The organism is Gelidibacter japonicus (assembly GCF_010725055.1).
In the GTDB taxonomy this organism is placed as follows: domain Bacteria; phylum Bacteroidota; class Bacteroidia; order Flavobacteriales; family Flavobacteriaceae; genus Gelidibacter; species Gelidibacter japonicus.
This window is the reverse complement of record NZ_BJKB01000013.1, coordinates 1-19,299: the sequence shown is the minus strand read 5'-3', so window position 1 is coordinate 19,299 and position 19,299 is coordinate 1. Positions and strand designations below refer to the sequence as shown.

Sequence of the window (19,299 nt, the reverse complement as noted above, 5' to 3'; positions counted from 1 at the left end):
TAGAAATAGTTTATAAGAAATTGGAAACACTGACTACCGAAATATTATTTAAAATATCCCACGAGCATGGCATGATCAGACACATTATAGTAAAACTTTTGAAGTAGGATGGGGCTTAGCGTTTTAACGGTATAAATTTGATCAATCTCAAGCAAAGGAATTCCAAAGGGCCAAGTGGCACTAAATCCCTGTCCGTAATCATGGAAGCTATTGTAGTCGATTTCAAAATTTCTGAAATGAACACTTTCATACGGTGTGTTGAAATCGCCGACAATAAGATCTACATTTCTCTCGGAAACTAATTGCAATACCGTTCCCAAAGTTTTTCGTTTATCCATTGTTGGTTTTTGAAAAGTGTCCGTAAGCGCAACTAATAAGGGGCCATTGGCAATCTCCATCTCCACAAAATTTATGTCATGACTATATTCTTCAATGACGTAAGATACGTTTTTGATATGACCTTTAACTCCAATCATCATATAGCCATCAAGTATTCGAAATTCATAAGCAGGAAACTCCTCCGAGAGCTGGACAATGTCTTCTTGGGTGGCGTGTTCTGTTTCAACAAGAGCGATAATGTCAGGTTGAATTTTGTTGATGTTTTTTGAAAGTATAGCCATGGGAATTGTCGGTCTATCTGCAGCATTCCAGAAAATAACGGAAGTGGCATTTTCTGGTATTTCAACATGTCTTGGGAAAATATAAGCATTGTTGAACCAAAAAATATTAAGAACTATAATCAGGCAGATTAAAAAGATAAAATATGCTTTTGACCTATAAAATAAAATGGTAATAACACTTCCAATAAAAATTAATATAGGTAGCGGAAAGGCGTAGAAAACAATTTGGAGAAACTGGAAATGATCCTTTAGGATAAAATGTATAAGTAATAAAAAAGCATATGCAAACAATGCACATGCTCTTAATATTACAAAAATTTTCATCATGATATTAGATGATATCTACAAATAATCCGGCTTCAGTTTTATTCACTTTGGCAAGTTTGTTTTTTGTCAGGCCTTTAATAGTGGCATCCCACTTTTTGTTGCTCAATCCTGATTGGGCTTTTAAGGTGTTTAAATCGATTGGCCCATTAGATTTTAGAAGGGTCAGCACAGCTTTTTCTTCATCCGTCATTGCAACAGCCTTCTTTTCTGGTTTCATTTGAGGGAAGAACAACACTTCCTGGATGGATTGGTTATTGGTCAAATACATGATAAGTCGATCCATACCTATGCCCATTCCTGATGTTGGAGGCATTCCGTATTCTAAGGCCCGTAAGAAATCGTAATCAATCATTTCAGTAGCTTCGTCATCGCCTTTTTGAGCCAATTCCATTTGATGTTCAAAACGCTCACGTTGGTCAATAGGGTCGTTCAATTCAGAATAGGCATTGGCGATTTCCTTACCGCAGACCATCAATTCAAAACGCTCAGTGAGTTCCGGATTGTCGCGATGTTCCTTGCATAGCGGACTCATTTCCTTTGGATAATCTGTAATGAATGTGGGTTGGATATAATTGCCCTCGCACTTTTCACCAAAAATTTCGTCTATCAATTTGCCTTTACCCATTGTTTCATCTACAGCAATGCCCATATCTTGGGCGGCTTTTCTGATCTCATCTTCAGATTTTCCGGTAATATCAAAACCGGTAAAATGCTTAATGGAATCCGTCATGGTGACACGGGCATATGGCGCTTTAAAATTGATTTTGTGCTCGCCAAAAGTTGCTTCGGTAGTACCGTTTACGGCAATGGCACAATGTTCTAACAATTCCTCACAAAAGTTCATCATCCAATTGTAGTCTTTGTAGGATACATAGATTTCCATTGCTGTAAACTCCGGATTATGGGTACGGTCCATGCCTTCGTTTCTGAAATTCTTTGAAAACTCATAAACGCCGTCAAAACCTCCAACAATAAGACGTTTCAGGTAAAGTTCGTTAGCAATTCGCATGTATAACGGAATGTCTAAACTGTTGTGGTGCGTTACAAACGGACGCGCAGCCGCCCCTCCTGGAATGGGTTGCAAAATAGGAGTCTCTACCTCAAAGTAACCTGCATCATTAAAAAACTGACGCATGGCATTGTATAACTTGGTACGTTTGATAAATACCTTTTTAACATTTGGATTGACCACCAAATCGGCATAACGTTGTCTATAGCGTTGCTCAGGATCTGTAAATGCATCATAGATCACACCATCCTTTTCCTTTGGCAGTGGTAAAGGTTTTAGGGATTTACTCAGTAAAGTAAAATTTTTGACTTTTACCGTTTTTTCGCCAACTTGAGTTGTAAATAATTCCCCTTCAATCCCAATGAAATCACCAAAATCCAATAGCTTTTTAAAAACCTCGTTGTATAAGGTTTTATCATCGCCAGGACAGATTTCATCTCGATTGAAATACGCTTGGATTCTCCCTTCAGAATCCTGTATCTGGGCAAAGCTTGCTTTCCCCTGAACTCTTACGGACATCAATCGGCCAGCAATGACAACTTTCTTGCCTTCTTCAAATTGCTCTTTCACCTGTTTGGACGTATGGTCCACAGGATATAAATCGGCTGGATATGGATTAATACCCATTTCACGTAATGTGACTAATTTCTCTCTTCGAATGAGTTCTTGTTCTGAAAGTTGCATGCTGTTAAATTTTAATGTGCAAAATTACACTTTTTTAAAAAATAAACCTCCTACTTTCATGGATAGATTGGCTTTTTGATTGATTATTCAGGGAAAGATTTTAATAAATGGTGAAGTTGTTTGTTTTTAGCAGTGCTTTTCAAATTTTTGATGATTTTTGCATTTCATTCAGTTTTTAAAAGGACTGTTTATAAGTAGAATTCCGTAACAAATCTTAAGTTTATGCGTCTTATTGTCACACCAACCTAACGGAAGGTGTATCAATCATTAAAAATCATCAAAATCATGAGTATTTGGAGAGTCATTCTTTCTATTTTTTGTCCACCTTTAGCTGTTCTTGACCGGGGGTGTGGCTCTATCGTTATTGTCTTTTTATTGTGGCTTTGTGGATGGGTCCCTGGAGTGATTGCGGCCTTGGTGATATTAAACAATCCAAAGCGATAGATTAATAGTCGGCAGCCTGCCCGTACCGATAAGGCACGTTCGGGGCGGGTCTTCAGTCTCAGTCTCAGCGACGGTCAATGATAATTCGTTCATCTATGAGTTGGTTATAGCTTGATAATCGCCTCGATATTTTTTATAGGACAAAAAACTCTGATAAACAATAGAATTATAAGATCATTTTCATACACTATCCATACACTATCCATGGAGTATCTATGGAGTATATACGCTATACCTTTTTTGCTTGACCCGTCTTGACCCGTCCTAAAATAACCATTCTGGCCAAAGAAAAATTCCTAAAATAATTATGCAATTAGGTTTCTTTTATTAAACAATTGTGCCCTTTTTCAAACGCAAGTTTTGAGCTCTATTCATTGTTCTTTGAGGGACCATCTGGTGTGAAATGGGAATCGATAAATTCAACTGGACCATCTTTTTTGATGATCCGTTACCCATCATCCATCCAAAATAGTTTAAATTTGTTGGCATGAATAAAAAAGTTGAAGTTCAAGATTTGGGCCATAATGATTATAAATCGACTTGGGATTACCAGGAGGGTTTATTCAAGTCTGTTATAGATGCAAAAATTAAGAACAGGAGAGAGAATAGCAACTTAGAAACCCCAAATTATTTCTTGTTTGTAGAACATCCACATGTGTATACATTGGGTAAAAGTGGCGATTTTTCACATCTGTTATTAAATGAAGAACAACTGGCCCAAAAGGGTGCCACCTTTTATAAAATAAATCGGGGAGGAGACATAACCTATCACGGTCCGGGGCAAATTGTGGGTTACCCGATTCTGGATCTGGAGAACTTTTTTACCGATATTCATAAATACTTGCGCTTACTTGAGGAAATGATCATTTTGACCTTGACGGAATACGGGTTAAAAGCTGAACGAAGTCCGGGAGAAACCGGTGTTTGGTTAGGTGTGGGAACGCCGTTTGCACGGAAGATATGTGCCATGGGTGTCAGGGCAAGCAGATGGGTGACGATGCATGGATTTGCACTGAATGTAAATGCCGATTTGGGCTATTTTGACAATATCATTCCGTGTGGCATTCGTGGCAAAGCCGTTACCTCATTGAATGTGGAATTAGGTATTGATAAGGTGGATGAATCAGAATTAAAAGCAAAACTCTTAAAACATTTTATAGCCCTGTTTGATGCTGTGCCACAGTATAAAAAGGGCGTATTGTAGATATGGGACACCTCCAAAAAATCATTTTGTTGGTTTTAGTTGTGCCCTTGGCGCTGTTTCCTGGGGGTCTGATCTCTTATGTCTTGATGTATGAAGAACTGAAATTTGAAACGTCGATGTGGATTCCGATTGGAATGACCGCTTTGGGGATTGGCAGTTTTATTTTTCACTTTAAAACCAAAAACTTTTACAGATTGGTCAAAAAAGATGAGGAATTGCCAAGAGTAGATCTGTTGTTATGGATTTTAAATTTCGCTTTCGGAATGGTTTATATCCTGCTCTCTTTTTTCATGATTTATGTTATGTACACATTTAGGACAGAAAAGAACTGGTTTATGATGTTGATAACCATCATTCCTATGTTCATTGTAGGTATATGGACCGTTTTTGATGCTTTGTATCTCAATAAGTTAATCGGCATTCATAAGTATGAACATCGTCATTCTGAAATTGAAGATATCAAAGGAAATATCACGGAATAGGATTTTGGTCTGCGAGAAATTCATTTTTTTATAATTCGTCAATCGTCAATCGTCAATCGTCCCTTCCTCTAGCTTTCCTCATTAAAAAACACCTTATAATAATGCATTTTCTTAATGTCATCGTAACCGCGTTCCAAATATTCAGCAGAAGCATCAGGAGCGTCAACATCTAATTTGATCTGTATATTGGTGTCCAATTTAATTTCCGTCTTAATCTTCTGTCTTTGTTTTTTGAGAACATTTTCGGAAACATCAAACTGGTTGCGGATGATCAATGCGCGATCGGTTTCGAAACCTTTTTTATAATCCTCAAAAAGATCTTTGTACTTATCATCTTCAAAAACATTATCTTTAAAGTTTTCAACGTTGATCACTTCGTTTTCCTTGAAATAATCGATGGTTTTGGCCAAAAACGAACTTTTTTCCTGAATTCCTAAGCTCGGTTTTAAAACATCTTCAGAAAAATCCCTACAGAGTTCAATGTAATTTTTGGTGTGTTGGTTGTGGTCATCGGGATACTTTATGTTGAGAAAGTGCTTGATCCAATATTGGGTGTCGTACGAATTGTTATCAACGCTCAGTATGATATTGCCTTCTGTATCTGAAGTGTTTAATATAAGGCAGCCTTTATCCACTTTTTTCGTTGGAATTCCTTTTTGGGTGATGAGATCATAGCTGTTGTTTTCCAAATAGGTTTGGAAGAATTCCGCTCTATTTTCAATTTTGAAGATGCCGATAGCTTTGACGAACATATCGTCGTATTGAATGTCCTCGAAAACACATACCAACACGTCTCCCGTCTTTATTTGGGACGAATTACTTTGCTCAAACAAATGGGTGACCACATGTTTTGAAATTTCTATAAAGTTGCTTTCGTCGGCGAACAACTGGGTCGCGTAGGTATTGATTTCGTTGAGGTTAATGTTGGAGTGGTGATTGAACCGATAGCTCTCTACCAAACTCCCAAAAGGACGCAGCAAATAGCCCAGCATCAAGTCGTAACTGACTTCGTCGAAATCTAGCTCCTGTTCAGAAAAGGCGTTTTTAGTACTGTTAAACTTATTACCAACCTTGTGGAGGATTGCTTTTGAAATAGAAGCTTTGGTACGTTTGATCATGTCAGAATCTTTGCATTTTGAAGTCTGCAATACTACATAATTTTGACTGAATAAAAATAGAAAACGCCAAGGATTTTCCTTGACGTTTTAAAAAACATGGAGATTTACTTAGTACTAAATTTTGATAAATTCGACACGTCTATTTTGCGCTTTGCCATCGGGGGTGGCGTTGTCGGCTACCGGGGTACTCGCGCCTTTGCCGTCCGTTTGGAGTCGGTCTGGTGAAATGTTGTAAAGATTTATCAAAGCATTTTTGACAGACTCTGCACGCTGTTTTGATAAAGTCATATTGGCATCACTGTTGCCATCAGCATCGGTATGGCCAACAATGGTGAGTTTCATATTTTCATCTTGTAATAATACTTGCGAAACCTGTAATACGATCCCCAAGGATTGCGGTTTTATATTGGCCGAACCGGAGTCGAAGAGGATGCCGTTGGTAGAGATTTTGCCTTCCGACAATAATTTTCTACGCAAGTCTTCACCACCGTCGGCAACTTTAAGATTGCTTATAAATATACGCTCTTCGCCTTCTTTAAGGCCTATCACATTGAACTTTAAATGTTTTAATACATTCAATTCTGTAACCATTCGTGGAATGTCTAAGTATTTTGTTTCATTGACCCAAAGTCGGTAGCGATTTCTCGTAACCGCAATGGCGATATGAGGTTGATTAAGTAAGGCTTCTCTGATATCGGCTGCCACTTTACTGTCAATGCCGCCACTTTTGTTATTGAAAATATTTGTGGAATGAATGCCGTAGGTGTTATATTGGCATAGTGATAATGAGCTTTGAATATAATTGTCTGAGTACTTCCGTAGAGCGTCTGAATCAGTTAAAGAGATTTGCAGATAGGAACTGGAAGAGGTTTTTTGACTGAACCCTTGGGTGACGATATCGAACTCAATCGTGTAGTCCTCTGGTAGGTTTTTGACATCAGGAATATAGAAAACGGAATGTCCTGTATTTAGTTCGAACCAATTACCATCCACATTGTTTAATTTCACCACTTCACCTGAACCATTGGTATTCCATTTTGACGGGAAGTCACCTATAAAATCCTGTGAAAAGTCGTCATAGAACAGCACCTTGTCCCCGGGCACAAAATCGTATTTGCTGTACACTTCAAGGTCGTCTGAGAGGTTTTTTTTATTCGCTGTTTTTGTGGTCTGGGAGTTGCTATCGCTACTGGTGGATTGATTGTTAACGGAGTGGTCTGATTCATTCGAAGGCGATTCAGCAGACGGTGGTTTCTGACTTGGATCCAGTATGGAGTCCATCATCTTGCCGGTCTCTTTTTCAGTTTTCCGTTCTAGTTTTCGTTCGACGGTCCGTTCGGCACTTTTTTGTATTTTTTTCCATATTTGCGCATTCGCTGTAGGCGTCATAAATAGGCTAATAAAGGCAAGCCCAAAAATAGTTTTTAAAGGTAAAAAGCATTTCATTTCTATACAATATAAATTAAGAGTTAATAGCAATTTATAATATAGTAAGAAACCATCTTTAAACGAAGGGAAACTGTATGGTTGGTATGACTTTATGTGTGAATGGCAGAAAGTTTAATTTATCTGGTAAATAATGATGCCGTTTTGATCGCCCTTTGTCACAAATTCCGGACTTTTTCCTTTGTCGATATTGTTAAGGTCAATGGTGGAATTTCCGTAGACTGGGAAGTTGTTAATGCTCTTTCCCAAACTATCAAAAAGATAGACCTTCTTGGCCTGTAAATCGGTAACCGATACATAAATCTTATCGTTGACATAAAAGATTTTTGGTGGTGTATAGTCTCCAAAATCGAGCTCTACTTTATGGGTTTTGATATGCAGAATATTGTCGGAAAGTGTGACTAAGGTCTTACTGGTTGCAGTGATGCTGTGTTTTTCTCCCAAATTGAGATTGCTACTGCTCATGTTGCCATTTTCATCAATTTGGACAAGATCCCCTTTAGCTGTCGTTGTTGTGAATTTATTGTCGTATAGGTAAATGCCACTATCGCTGAAGCTGATGTTATTCTTTACGTTAACGCGTGTTTTACCAACACGGCTCAATATTTCGAGTTCGTTGCCTTGCACAAAAACGATATAATCCTTTCTGCCAATTCTGAAATGTTGAGGTTGTGTATTAATAGTATTCTCTGCTTTTTTGTAGTCAAAACCTCTTACAATGTTTCCTTGTTTGTTGTACAACAAAACAGATGAGCCCTGAGTGACCATCAACCTGTAATCTCTGTTTTTATCATAATCAAAGACTGATAATGGCTGCGTGATCTGATCTCTAAACTTTAAAGGAAATGAGCCGACATCCTTTCCATTACGGTCTAAAACATAAACCTGATGCTCAGTGGCAAATGCCAATTGGAGTCGTCCGTTTTTATTGATGTCAATTTGTTCAATTCTCCCTAAAATCTTACTGTCCAATTGCTTTTTCCATTGCACCTTGCCATCCTTGGAAATAAGATATAAATTGTTGCTAATGTCCTGCACCACCACTTCCATCTGATTGTTGGTGTGGTTGTTTACAAACTGAGGATTGGTCAATACGTCGGCGTCGAGAGTTATGCTAACGTCTTCATAAACCGAAGAATTCGAGATGAATTTTTTCTTGTTTTTCTGTAGGATGGCATGAACGTGGGCAAAATCGGTTTCAAATACAAACTGAATGGCGGACGCATTGAAACCATCCGGATTGAGTGTGTTCTCAGATTCGAAATTTGAGTTGAGAATGTCTTTTAAATGATTGGCATTACCGTAAGCAAACAATGACGACTCATCACTCAATTCGTCCATCATGTCTTCAAAGGCATGGGAAGTATAGAGTGTTGCATTGTTTTGATAACTGCTAATGACCTCTTTTAAGAGTTCCATATCATCTGAAAACACAAGATAGTCATCGATATTGATAAACTTTGTGGCATTAGTGTAAGTGATCAATGGTGAAAATAAATTGGAAAAAAAATCAGGTTTATCAAAAGAATAAATAGCGATGCCACGATAGGTGTCAATACTGTTTTCTTCTCCAAAAAAAGTGCTCATATTTTCGGCATCGATACTGTTCAAAACGACAGCTTGCTGTTTGTTTTTATATATAACACCGGCTTCTAAAATACTTTCAAAGAGCGGTTCGTTAAATACGGAATCTTGTTTTTTGAACTTAGAAAGATTTTCTTGGAATGTTTTAAAACTGTGAAAGGAAAAGCTCAAGAATCCGTCACTATCTGGCGGACATATTTTTGGCAATGAGCTTTCTTGGGGAAAGGTGTTTTTAAAAATATTGATCAAGCTTTTAGATGAATCCTTAGCAATGGTAATCCCATCAAATTTGAGTTGATCCTGTGTTAAGTCGGCATCCAGTAATAGGTAATTGGTGAGCTGAACCTTGTTAAGTTGCTCATTGAAGAAGAATTTTGGCTGAAAAGCTTTTTCTCTGGTATTGATTAAAATGGATAGGGTTTCTCCGTTTGAAGTTGTCTTAAACAACTCTTTTAACCACGGATATGTGTCCTTTTGTTTAAATGCTGCTTCGGTAAGCGCCCTGTCATTGGAGGCAAAGAACACACTGTCTTTAACGATGCTATAAATAACTTCATCCTCAATGGTGGTTTTGGTTAAAGAGTGGCCTTTTAAGGAGATGGTCTCTACAGAATAGTTGCGAAGCGAATCTAATTTAAAAAGATCCGTATGATATTTTGTGATCACTGAAACTTGGAGACTGTCTGTTTTGTCCTTTCCAAAGGCAATCAGAAGATCCTCCGAGGGTTTAAGATGTTTAAGAAAATCGAGTTTTCTGTTTAAGTGGTCAAGTGAAGATTTCCTTGAAAATTGACTGAGCAAACTACTGTTTTTAAATACGCTGCCTAAACCTTCAATCGATGTTGTTTTTACAACCACAAAAGCATGACTAGGTACCAATGTTATGAGATTGGAATGCTTATGCGTATCGCTTTTACAACTTATGATCAGTATACATGTTAACAGTAAACAAATATTTCGCATGTCGATTTTTTTTGTAAATATAAAAAGTTAGAGTGGCAAGTGTAATTGATGGGGCAATAATCTAAAGGTTTTTCTGTGATAAGGCGTTATTCCATATTTTTTTATCGCCTCGCGATGTTCTTTTGTTGGATAACCTTTGTTTTGTCTCCAATTGTACATGGGGAATTCTTCGTGAATTTGACACATATACGCATCTCTATTGGTTTTGGCCAAGATAGAAGCAGCCGCAATATTGAGATGTTTGCTGTCGCCCTTAATAATGGTTTCGTGAGGGATATCTGCAAAAGGCTTAAACCTATTGCCGTCAACACTTATAAATGTCGGCACTGTTTTCAATCCACCAATCGCCTTATGCATGGCCAAAATGGAAGCGTTCAAGATGTTGATTTCGTCAATTTCTTCAGGATAGACATGTGCAAACGCGAACGATACGGCATCTCTTTCGATGATGGGTTTCAGGAAATTGCGTCTATCTTCCGATAGTTGTTTAGAGTCGTTCATCATCAGATTCTCAAAGGTCTCGGGTAAGATAACTGCCGCTGCCGTAACTGGGCCTGCAAGGCAACCCCGACCAGCTTCATCCGTTCCACATTCTAAAGGATTTGATGTAAAAGAAAGTTTGAGTTTCAAGTTTTAAAGATTTATACAAATTTAAAACAATAAAGTAACATCAAAAATTCAAGAATACTTCAATTGTACTAATTGTCTTCACTTTTAGATGAATGTCCCTATCAGCGAAATATTAAGATACATATATATATGGTATGGAAAAGTTAAAATCCTTATGAAGCATGTTTAATGAGATGTGCTTGTCAGTTGAAGCGAAACTATAGCCCATCAATTCTTTAATATTATAAACCAATAATAGTCACTTTATAATGCCCAGTGTCTGTAAATTGAACAAACAGAAATCTGATTTAGGTAAATTTTCTAAATTCACATCATCATTTTGACCACTTAATATAGTGATATGGTTCTGCTGTCTGTCAATAGGCAAATAAGAAAATGGGTGTGTCAGAACCTAATAAGTGAAAGTTCTATAATTTTTTTAAAACACTTCAAGGATAGATCACATAGTCTTCTCGAAATCAAGTTTTAAAAATAATGTTGAATAAAGAATTCAAAACAAAGGTATTTTTATGAGTTTTATTTTTAGGAAGAATAAACATATTATTTTTTTTGACAAAAAAGTTGGTTTATTCTTTAAAAACTGACATCTAAATTGCATTATATTCTGTGTCATGAAAAATCGACTTCAAATAGTTAAAATTTTAACGGAGCCTTTATTGAAAATATGCGTCTAATTAGTATTGGTACTTAGCGTTTTAGGGGTTAAAGCGCTTGCCAAAAGCGCATTTGGCGTTAACATATTATTATATATAAAACTTGTTTTTTTAATATATTATTATGATGTTTGCGCAAGACTAACTCAAATAATTGTTTTATGAAATTAAAATTAACATGGTTAATGACGCTTTTCATGGCGTTTGTGATGCAGTTTTCTTTTGCACAAGAGAAAACTGTCTCAGGTACGGTCACATCTGTTTCGGATGGTTTACCGTTGCCTGGTGTAAGTATTATTGTAAAAGGAACGACTCGTGGGGTCCAAACAGATTTTGATGGAAATTACTCCATTAATGTTCGTGTGGGGGAGACCTTGGCGTTTTCGTTTGTAAGTATGAAGAGCACTGAAGTCGTAGTTGGTGCCAGTAATACTTATAATGTTGCGATGGAAGAAGATATTGCTGCTCTTGATGAGGTGATCATTGTAGGGTACGGTACTACTACCAAACAAGCATATGCAGGAACTGCAAAAACAGTGGAGGCTAAGGACATTGAGTTTAAAAACTACTCAAACGTTTCACAGTCACTTGCAGGTGAGGCCGCTGGTGTAACTGTAATTAACACTTCTGGTCAGCCTGGTACAACTTCTACAATTAGAATTAGAGGTTTTGGATCTGTTAATGGAAACAGAGCTCCTTTATATGTAGTTGACGGTGTCCCGTTAACTACAGGTGCTTTTAATGCCAACGGGGATATGGTGAACACTGGGAGTTTAAATTCTATCAATCCATCAGATATTCAAAGTACTACCATTTTAAAAGATGCTACGGCTACCGCAATTTATGGTTCTCGTGGTGCCAATGGTGTCATTTTGATTACTACTAAATCTGGGTCTTCAAGAGAAACTTATGTTGAAGTAGATGTTAAAACAGGTATAAACACTCAAATGATTCCAAGATATGAGGTGGTTACATCTCCAGAGGAGTCTATTGGTTTGATTTGGGAAGCTAAGGTTAATAGAGAGCGCCTAAGAGGCAATCCGGACCCAATTGGAACGGTTAACAATACCTTGTTTACCACAATTATTGCTCCTGGATATAATATGTGGAATGTTGCGAATGGTGCAGAACTTATCGATCCAGCAACTGGCCAAGTAAGACCTGGTGTGACGAGACGTTACACACCTGAACGATTTGAGGATCTTTCCTTTAATGAGGCTTTTAGAACTGAAGCCAACTTAAGAATGGGCGGGGGTACAGAAAAATCAAAATATTATTTTTCTACTGGTTACTTAGATGACAACGGCTACGCAATAAACACAAGTTATAAGAGATATACTACTCGTTTAAATATCAATACAGATATAAAAGAATGGTTTAACGTTGGGGCTAATATTGGATATACGTATTCGGAAAGTCTTAATAACGGTCAAACGGATGGGGCCGAAAACATTTTTGAGTTTGCTGACAAAATGAATCCTATTTACCCAGTATTCTTAAGAGATGACAATTATCAATTGGTTCCTGATCCAATATTTGGAGGCTATCAGTATGACTATGGTTCCAACTCTGGCTATAGAGAGAGGCCGAACGCCAACAACTTGAACCCGATAGCATCGGCTTTGTACGATCATAATGGGACTAAAAGACATGAGATCAATGCGAGTTTTAATGGTAAAATAAAATTGACCTCAGACTTAAGCTTTGAAACTACTTTTGGAGCTCAATATTCGAATAACATTTTTAAATCAATGGGTAACCAATTTTATGGTGTAGCTACTGCTAATTTAGGGGATATATTTATGAGACAAACCGAGTCTCGTACAATCAACTTCTTACAGTTACTTCGTTATAAGAAAAGTTTCGGAAATCACACTTTAGAAGTGTTGGCTGCTCATGAGAGTAATGAGTTCAAACAATCTCTTGCTACCCAATATAAAGGAAAAGCGATTATTCCAGGTGGATTGGAGCTTGATAACTATATTGTTAACTTGAGTCCTGCAACAGGATTTTCTCAAGCAAGAACCTTAGAGTCTTATTTTGGTCAAATCAATTATGACTTTGACAATAAGTATTATTTGACAGCTTCGGTACGTAGAGATGGATCTTCAAGATTTTACAAAAACAAATGGGATACTTTTGGTTCTATTGGAGCTGCTTGGGTTATGAGTAATGAAGAGTTCCTTAGAAGTAGTGATTTATTGACTTTTCTTAAGTTGAAAGCGTCTTACGGTATAACTGGAGATGAAAGTGGAGTAGACTACTATACAGGGATCAATACTTTTGGTGTGACCAATCTAAACGGTGATTTCGCGATAAATCCAGATTTATTTGCAAATCCAGATTTAACTTGGGAAACTGCCAAGCAGTATCAAGTTGGATTAGAGTTTACTTTAGGTAACTTCTTAGATGTTGGTTTGGATTATTATATCAAAGATACTGACAATTTGATCTTTGATAGAAGAATATCACCTTCTTCTGGTGTTGCTCTCCTTACCGTAAATGATGGTGTCTTAAGAAACAGTGGTTTTGAATTTGATTTGACAGGACATATTATCAAAAAGGAAAATTATGCTTTATCTCTGTCCCTTAACGGCGCAATGTACAATAACGAAATCACAACAATGCCGTTGGATCCAGAAACTGGAGAGCCGGCAAATTTAAATAATGTTGGAAGATATGGTTATTCTAAAGGTCGATCAATTTATGACTTCTATATCAGAGAATACGCTGGTGTAGATCCAGCTGATGGCTATCCAATGTGGATACAGCATTTTGATGATGTCAATGGTGATGGTGAGTTTAATGCTGGTGATATTCCAATTGCAAGTCTTACTAAATACTTAAAAGATAACAGCAATGCGAATGTTGCTAGTAGAACGACAAAGACCTATGCTAGTTCCACAGAAAAATATATCAATAAATCAGCAATTCCTGATGTAGCTGGTGCTTTTAGATTAAATGCTAAAATACATGACTTTAATATTTCAGCGCAATTTGCATATTCGTTTGGCGGATATGGTTATGATGCTCAATATGCCGAGTTAATGCATGACAATAACGGAGGGATCACTGCTCAAAATAGACATATAGATGTGCGTAACAGATGGCGTGAGCCAGGTGATATTACCGATGTGCCTTTAATTGCAGATAGAGTAATACCTAACGTGAACTCTACATCTTCAAGATTTATCACTAAGACTGATTATTTGGCATTGAACAACTTATTGGTAGGGTATACATTGCCATCTAAATATACAGAAAGAATTGGTGTGAGTGGTTTGAATATTTATGCTTCTGGTGATAATCTATTTTTTAAAGGCGAGAGAAAGGGATATAATCCTACCACAAGTGAGAGTGGGAATTCAGGAAGAGCATTATATGCACCATTAACTACATTCACACTTGGAGTTAGGGTGAAAATTTAAAAAAAAGAAATAGAAAAAGATATGAATACAAAAATAATAAAATTAACCGGAATAGCGTGTTTGACACTGATGCTGTCTAGCTGTGACAAAGATTTTTTGGTTCAAGAACCAACACAGTTTATTAACGCTGATCAGTTAGCTGATGCTATCGTGAAAAACCCTGACGTAGGGGCAGGTTCCATTACAGGTATCTATGCCACCATGTTTACAACAGGTACTGGTGGAACAACTTCGCAGCAGGATTATGGACAAAAAGGATACGACGTCTATATGGATATGTTATGTAGTGATATGGCACTTACCACTAGTACTTATGGCTGGTACAGAGCCCGAATTACGGAATATCAGGCACCTTTAGATTATACACAATTAGAGAATTACCAACCATGGCGTTATTATTATAGACAGATTAATCAAGCTAACTTGGTAATCGAGAGTTTAGGAGGTAACGATGTTGAACCAGAAGATGAAGAAACTCAACATGTTTTGGGTCAAGCTTTAGCCATGAGAGCACATTCTTATTTTTATTTAACTCAATTCTTCATTAATGATGTCACAGCGTCTTGGAGTTCACCAACTTTACCTATCTATACTGTACCAGGATTTATTGGGAATGCTAAGTCAACTACACTAGACGTATTTACCTTAATGGAGGACGATTTAACAAGAGCTATAGAGTACTTAGATGGATACTCTAGACCTTCAAAAACTGAAGTAAATAAACCAGTTGCTCAAGCTATTCTGGCCTATGTTTTGGCGTCAAGAGGAGACAGATGGTTAGATGTTGTCACTTTAACTAACGAGGCAATGACAGGTAGTGGAGCTGCTTTAATGTCTGATGATGATACAAGAGATGGTATCTTTGGTGGTTTTAATGATGTCAACTCAAAAGGTTGGATCTGGGGTGTTGACCTTAATGATGATATTGGACTTAGTTTAGTGTCATGGTGGGGTCAAATTGATGCCTTCTCTTATAGTTATGCTGCTGTTGGAGACAATAAAGGAATGGACATTGATTTATATAATAGTATGGATGCAGATGACGTACGTAGAGATCAATTCTTAAACAATCCTGCCAGTTCAAGACATTTGCAACCTATTTATAAGTTTTATGATGCTGATAGGGTAGTTTTTGGAACTTCTCAGATAGTTAAAGCTGATTATATCTACATGCGCTATGCTGAACTTTTGTTACTAAATATCGAAGCATTGGCAAGGTCAGGACAAGAAGGTCCTGCTAAAATTGCATTAGCTGATTTCGTATCTCAAAGAGGTATTAATCCGCTTTATGTGACGGGCTTAAATGGACAGTCATTGTACGATGAAATTTATAAGCAAACGCGTCTTGAGCTTTGGGGTGAAGGTAAGAGTTACTTAGCTATGAAACGTAACAAAGCGACTATTAAAAGAGGATCAAACCACCTTTCATTCGTTGGGGTAGAAATACCTTTTGATGATGAACGTTTGACTTTTGAAATTCCATTGCAGGAGATTCAAGATAATAACTTAATTAATGATCAGAATTAATTATTTCTGATAATAATCACAAAAGGCAATCTGAAAAGATTGCCTTTTTTTATGCAATAAATCGAAAATTCGTTGTTTTCACTTAAGGTTCCATAAAATACGTAGAGTAGCTGCCAAGCTATAAACACGCAAAATTACTTTCATTATCTCTATAATATAGAACCTAAATAGGAGTTATATTATTATTTTTGCCACACAACTATGGATAATGAATAAACTTTTCTTTCTATTTGCGCTTTTGCTTTGTAACTTCTATACTGTATTAGGACAAGTCAGTCTTTCAAGAGAAACTGGAGGTCCAGGAATGGATAGCCTAAAGTCAAAACCCAAAGTTGCCAAGGTTGAAGATTATCTCATTATTGGTTTTGACAGAGATACCACCTATCTCGATACCACCTTGTCCATTAAAAAAGAGTACAAATTCAATTACTTGAGAAAGGATGAATTTGGTTTGATTCCGTTTTCTAATATCGGACAAACCTATAATAGCCTTACCCATGACTATAAAAATAAGCGTTCCTTACCATTATTTGGTGCAAGAGCTAAGCATTTTAATTATATGGAGAAGGAGGATATCAACTACTTCCATGTGCCGACACCACTTACTGAGCTGTTCTACAAAACCGCATTCCAGCAAGGTCAGTTGGTTGACGCTTTCTTCACAGTCAATATGTCGAAGCAGTTTAATTTTTCAATAGCCTACAAAGGCCTCCGTTCTTTGGGAAAATATCAACATATTCTAACGAGTACTGGAAATTTTAGGTTTACTACAAGCTATAATACTAAAAATGACAAATACCAAGCACGGGCCCATATTGTGATGCAGGATATTCTCAACCAAGAAAATGGAGGGTTGACGGATAATGATATTGAAATCTTTAAATCAGGAGACCAAGAATTTATAAATCGAGCCGTGTTTTCTCCAAATTTTGAAGATGCAGAAAGTATGCTTGAAGGCAAAAGGTTTTTCTTAGACCATCAATATAATCTGCTCAAACCCTCGGATAGCTTGAGTAACAAGTTGAGTCTTGGACAAGTGATTTCATTTGAAGACAAATACTATCAGTTTAGACAGGACAATCAAAGTGATTTTTTTGGTGAAGCTTTTTTGAATACTACCCTTGGGGATAAAGTAACCCTTGAAGATTTTTCAAATCGTTTTTTTGTCAATTATAAGAATGATGTACTAGGCGAGCTGCAATTCAGTGCGGATTATAATAACTATAATTATGGATATGATGCCATTACGGTCATAGACGGCACAAGAATTCCAAACCGATTGAAAGGAAGTGTTTTTGGAATAGGAGGAGCCTATAAAAACAAAATAGGCGGATTTAATTTGGATGGGGAATTCGGGCTTAATTTATCAGGTGACTTCAATGGAAATTTCCTAGATCTCAATGCATCCTACAAGTTGAACTCAGATATCCAAGTGCTAGCCCGGTTGAATTCAAATTCAAAGCGTCCAAATTTCAATTTGATGTTGTACCAAAGTGATTATATCAATTATAATTGGGACAATAGTTCGTCGTTTAAAAACATACAAACCCAAAATTTGGCCTTTAAGCTGCGATCAAATCGTATAGCCTCAGCTGAAATAGAATACACAACTATAAACAACCATGCCTATTTTACAAAAGATCTCAATAACAATGTTAAGCCAGCCCAAGCGGAGAATACACTAAACTATTTAAAGCTAAATGTGTCCAAGGAGTTCCATTTTGGCAAGTTTGCTTTAGATAATACCATAATGTATCAAAACGTTGTCGATGGTGAAGGCATATTGAATGTACCACAAATTATCACTCGTAACACCATTTATTTTTCTGATCATTTATTCAATAAAGCACTCTTTTTACAAACAGGGATTACTCTCAATTATTTCACAGAGTATAAAATGGACGCCTACGATCCTTTGCTGGGAGAATTTTACACCCAAAATCTAACTGAAGTTGGTAATTTCCCCCGATTGGATTTCTTTATCAATGCAAAGGTCAGGCAAACGCGTATCTATTTTAAGGCTGAACACTTCAATTCAGCATTCACTGGCTATAATTACTTTTCGGCTCCCAATAATCCTTACCGGGATTTTAGTATCCGTTTCGGAATCGTATGGAATTTCTTTCTTTAGGATCGACCAAACTTAAATGTTTTACCATTCTGTTTTATTGTTTTATTAAACTTGTTAAGGTCATGTATTAAGATTTGTTTGTTGTCCTCGACAGAACAAGCAATAGAAAGTTTCGCATATTATGAGATGATTTTTGGGGTAATTGTGAGTGATCAATTTTCGTCTTGCTATAATTCGACCGATCCTCAATCATATTGAACGTGTTTTGAATCTACAATTATTGAGCATCTTTATCCTATTAGGGCTACTTGATTTAGTTGTTTAATGACTTTTGCTCTTCGGATTTAGACTTCAAATTCAGAATCAGAGTTTATTTGTCCTATGAGTATAGTGTCTGACAACCTTAATAGATCTGAAATGACAGACACAACTATCCATTATATAATAGGAGTATTGGATGTAGTTTAATAAAACAGTTCTATCTCTTTATTATATAGGAGTGACAATTAGATTTATTTCGGGCGTTTGTTCTGCCGAAGGGGCAGCCCACCGCGCTCTCGCCCCTCACTTTTTCCGGCCGCTTTGGCGTCCGCAAAAGAGTTCAGGCAAGGGCTCCATCGCTAACGCGGGGCCCGTCCACGCCACCTGGGCAATTGGGGTTGATGTTTTCCCTCGTCCTAAGGCGTTCATTTCCAGCGCGGAGAAAAATAGTTGAAAAAAAGTTCGGTTTTATTTTGTCCGTAAGGGAAAAAGGTCCGTATATTTGCACCCCGCAAACGAGGGGCTTGGGACCGAAGGGAGCGGAAAAAAGTTCATTTACATCCTTGGGAAAAGAAAGCAAAATTTTTTTGATAAAAAGTTTTGCAGAACGGAAAAAGGTTGTATGTTTGCAGCCGCAAAAAACGGCAACGTTGGCAGCGGAAAAAGGTTCATTGAAATCGTGTTTTTAGAGGTTGATCGGAGTGTGAAAAAAAACTTTCGAAAAAAACTTTCAAAAACATTGTGTGGATCTAAAAAAGGGTTGTATATTTGCACCCGCTTAGCGATTGGGTTCGCCGAGGAAAAAGAGAAACAAGTTCATTAACATATTGGATTGACAGCGTAGCGAA

The 19,299-nt window shown here is 37.1% G+C and carries 12 protein-coding genes; 6 read left to right on the top strand and 6 right to left on the bottom strand.

Annotation, left to right across the window (positions count from 1 at the left end; translation table 11 throughout):
• Positions 1 to 44: 44 nt before the first annotated feature.
• Both G6N06_RS20140 and lysS read right to left on the bottom strand, forming a co-directional pair.
• Positions 45 to 944: an endonuclease/exonuclease/phosphatase family protein gene (locus G6N06_RS20140; protein WP_371865864.1), complete on the bottom strand. Its 900-nt coding sequence runs from the start codon at positions 942 to 944 to the stop codon at positions 45 to 47.
• A 7-nt stretch (positions 945 to 951) separates the two neighbouring features.
• Entirely contained in the window at positions 952 to 2,640 is a 1,689-nt protein-coding gene (gene lysS, locus G6N06_RS13335; RefSeq protein ID WP_163517258.1) for a lysine--tRNA ligase, read from the bottom strand.
• A gap of 285 nt (positions 2,641 to 2,925) precedes the next feature.
• On the opposite strand from lysS, the gene G6N06_RS13330 reads away from it, so the two are divergent.
• From G6N06_RS13330 to G6N06_RS13320, 3 genes are all read left to right on the top strand, one after another.
• Positions 2,926 to 3,084, top strand: coding sequence for a YqaE/Pmp3 family membrane protein (locus G6N06_RS13330; RefSeq protein ID WP_163517257.1), 159 nt, complete (start codon positions 2,926 to 2,928; stop codon positions 3,082 to 3,084).
• 487 nt (positions 3,085 to 3,571) lie between these two features.
• The gene (gene lipB, locus G6N06_RS13325; RefSeq protein ID WP_163517256.1) at positions 3,572 to 4,288 is read left to right on the top strand and encodes a lipoyl(octanoyl) transferase LipB; all 717 of its coding nucleotides are present in this window, start codon (positions 3,572 to 3,574) and stop codon (positions 4,286 to 4,288) included.
• A gap of 2 nt (positions 4,289 to 4,290) precedes the next feature.
• A complete protein-coding gene (locus G6N06_RS13320) occupies positions 4,291 to 4,770 on the top strand; it encodes a hypothetical protein (RefSeq protein WP_163517255.1) in 480 nt (159 codons plus the stop codon).
• Positions 4,771 to 4,838: 68 nt separating this feature from the next.
• Here G6N06_RS13320 and G6N06_RS13315 read toward each other — a convergent pair whose 3' ends face one another.
• The 4 genes from G6N06_RS13315 to rnhB all read right to left on the bottom strand — a co-directional run bounded on the left by G6N06_RS13315 (position 4,839) and on the right by rnhB (position 10,511).
• Positions 4,839 to 5,888 (bottom strand): nucleoid-associated protein, encoded by a 1,050-nt coding sequence (locus tag G6N06_RS13315; RefSeq protein ID WP_163517377.1) that lies wholly within the window; start codon positions 5,886 to 5,888, stop codon positions 4,839 to 4,841.
• A 114-nt stretch (positions 5,889 to 6,002) separates the two neighbouring features.
• Positions 6,003 to 7,334 (bottom strand): OmpA family protein, encoded by a 1,332-nt coding sequence (locus G6N06_RS13310; RefSeq protein ID WP_163517254.1) that lies wholly within the window; start codon positions 7,332 to 7,334, stop codon positions 6,003 to 6,005.
• Positions 7,335 to 7,448: 114 nt separating this feature from the next.
• A complete protein-coding gene (locus G6N06_RS13305) occupies positions 7,449 to 9,797 on the bottom strand; it encodes a DUF3352 domain-containing protein (RefSeq protein ID WP_205334774.1) in 2,349 nt (782 codons plus the stop codon).
• Positions 9,798 to 9,908: 111 nt separating this feature from the next.
• On the bottom strand, positions 9,909 to 10,511 hold the full coding sequence (rnhB, locus tag G6N06_RS13300; RefSeq protein ID WP_163517252.1) for a ribonuclease HII: 603 nt from the start codon (positions 10,509 to 10,511) through the stop codon (positions 9,909 to 9,911).
• 814 nt (positions 10,512 to 11,325) lie between these two features.
• Here rnhB and G6N06_RS13295 point away from each other — a divergent pair.
• From G6N06_RS13295 to G6N06_RS13285, 3 genes are all read left to right on the top strand, one after another.
• The gene (locus G6N06_RS13295) at positions 11,326 to 14,592 is read left to right on the top strand and encodes a SusC/RagA family TonB-linked outer membrane protein (RefSeq protein ID WP_163517251.1); all 3,267 of its coding nucleotides are present in this window, start codon (positions 11,326 to 11,328) and stop codon (positions 14,590 to 14,592) included.
• A 21-nt stretch (positions 14,593 to 14,613) separates the two neighbouring features.
• Positions 14,614 to 16,119: a RagB/SusD family nutrient uptake outer membrane protein gene (locus G6N06_RS13290; protein ID WP_163517250.1), complete on the top strand. Its 1,506-nt coding sequence runs from the start codon at positions 14,614 to 14,616 to the stop codon at positions 16,117 to 16,119.
• A 208-nt stretch (positions 16,120 to 16,327) separates the two neighbouring features.
• Positions 16,328 to 18,250, top strand: a complete 1,923-nt coding sequence (locus tag G6N06_RS13285) for a putative porin (protein WP_163517249.1) — start codon at positions 16,328 to 16,330, stop codon at positions 18,248 to 18,250.
• Positions 18,251 to 19,299 lie beyond the last annotated feature (1,049 nt).

Excerpts from the sequence above, each read along its gene's own strand:
- G6N06_RS13320 (WP_163517255.1), top strand. The coding sequence starts at position 4,291 with ATGGGACACCTCCAAAAAATCATTTTGTTGGTTTTAGTTGTGCCCTTG.
- G6N06_RS13315 (WP_163517377.1), bottom strand. The coding sequence starts at position 5,888 with ATGATCAAACGTACCAAAGCTTCTATTTCAAAAGCAATCCTCCACAAG.
- lysS (WP_163517258.1), bottom strand. The coding sequence starts at position 2,640 with ATGCAACTTTCAGAACAAGAACTCATTCGAAGAGAGAAATTAGTCACA.
- G6N06_RS20140 (WP_371865864.1), bottom strand. The coding sequence starts at position 944 with ATGAAAATTTTTGTAATATTAAGAGCATGTGCATTGTTTGCATATGCT.
- G6N06_RS13290 (WP_163517250.1), top strand. The coding sequence starts at position 14,614 with ATGAATACAAAAATAATAAAATTAACCGGAATAGCGTGTTTGACACTG.
- G6N06_RS13330 (WP_163517257.1), top strand. The coding sequence starts at position 2,926 with ATGAGTATTTGGAGAGTCATTCTTTCTATTTTTTGTCCACCTTTAGCT.
- G6N06_RS13295 (WP_163517251.1), top strand. The coding sequence starts at position 11,326 with ATGAAATTAAAATTAACATGGTTAATGACGCTTTTCATGGCGTTTGTG.
- G6N06_RS13285 (WP_163517249.1), top strand. The coding sequence starts at position 16,328 with ATGAATAAACTTTTCTTTCTATTTGCGCTTTTGCTTTGTAACTTCTAT.
- G6N06_RS13310 (WP_163517254.1), bottom strand. The coding sequence starts at position 7,334 with ATGAAATGCTTTTTACCTTTAAAAACTATTTTTGGGCTTGCCTTTATT.
- lipB (WP_163517256.1), top strand. The coding sequence starts at position 3,572 with ATGAATAAAAAAGTTGAAGTTCAAGATTTGGGCCATAATGATTATAAA.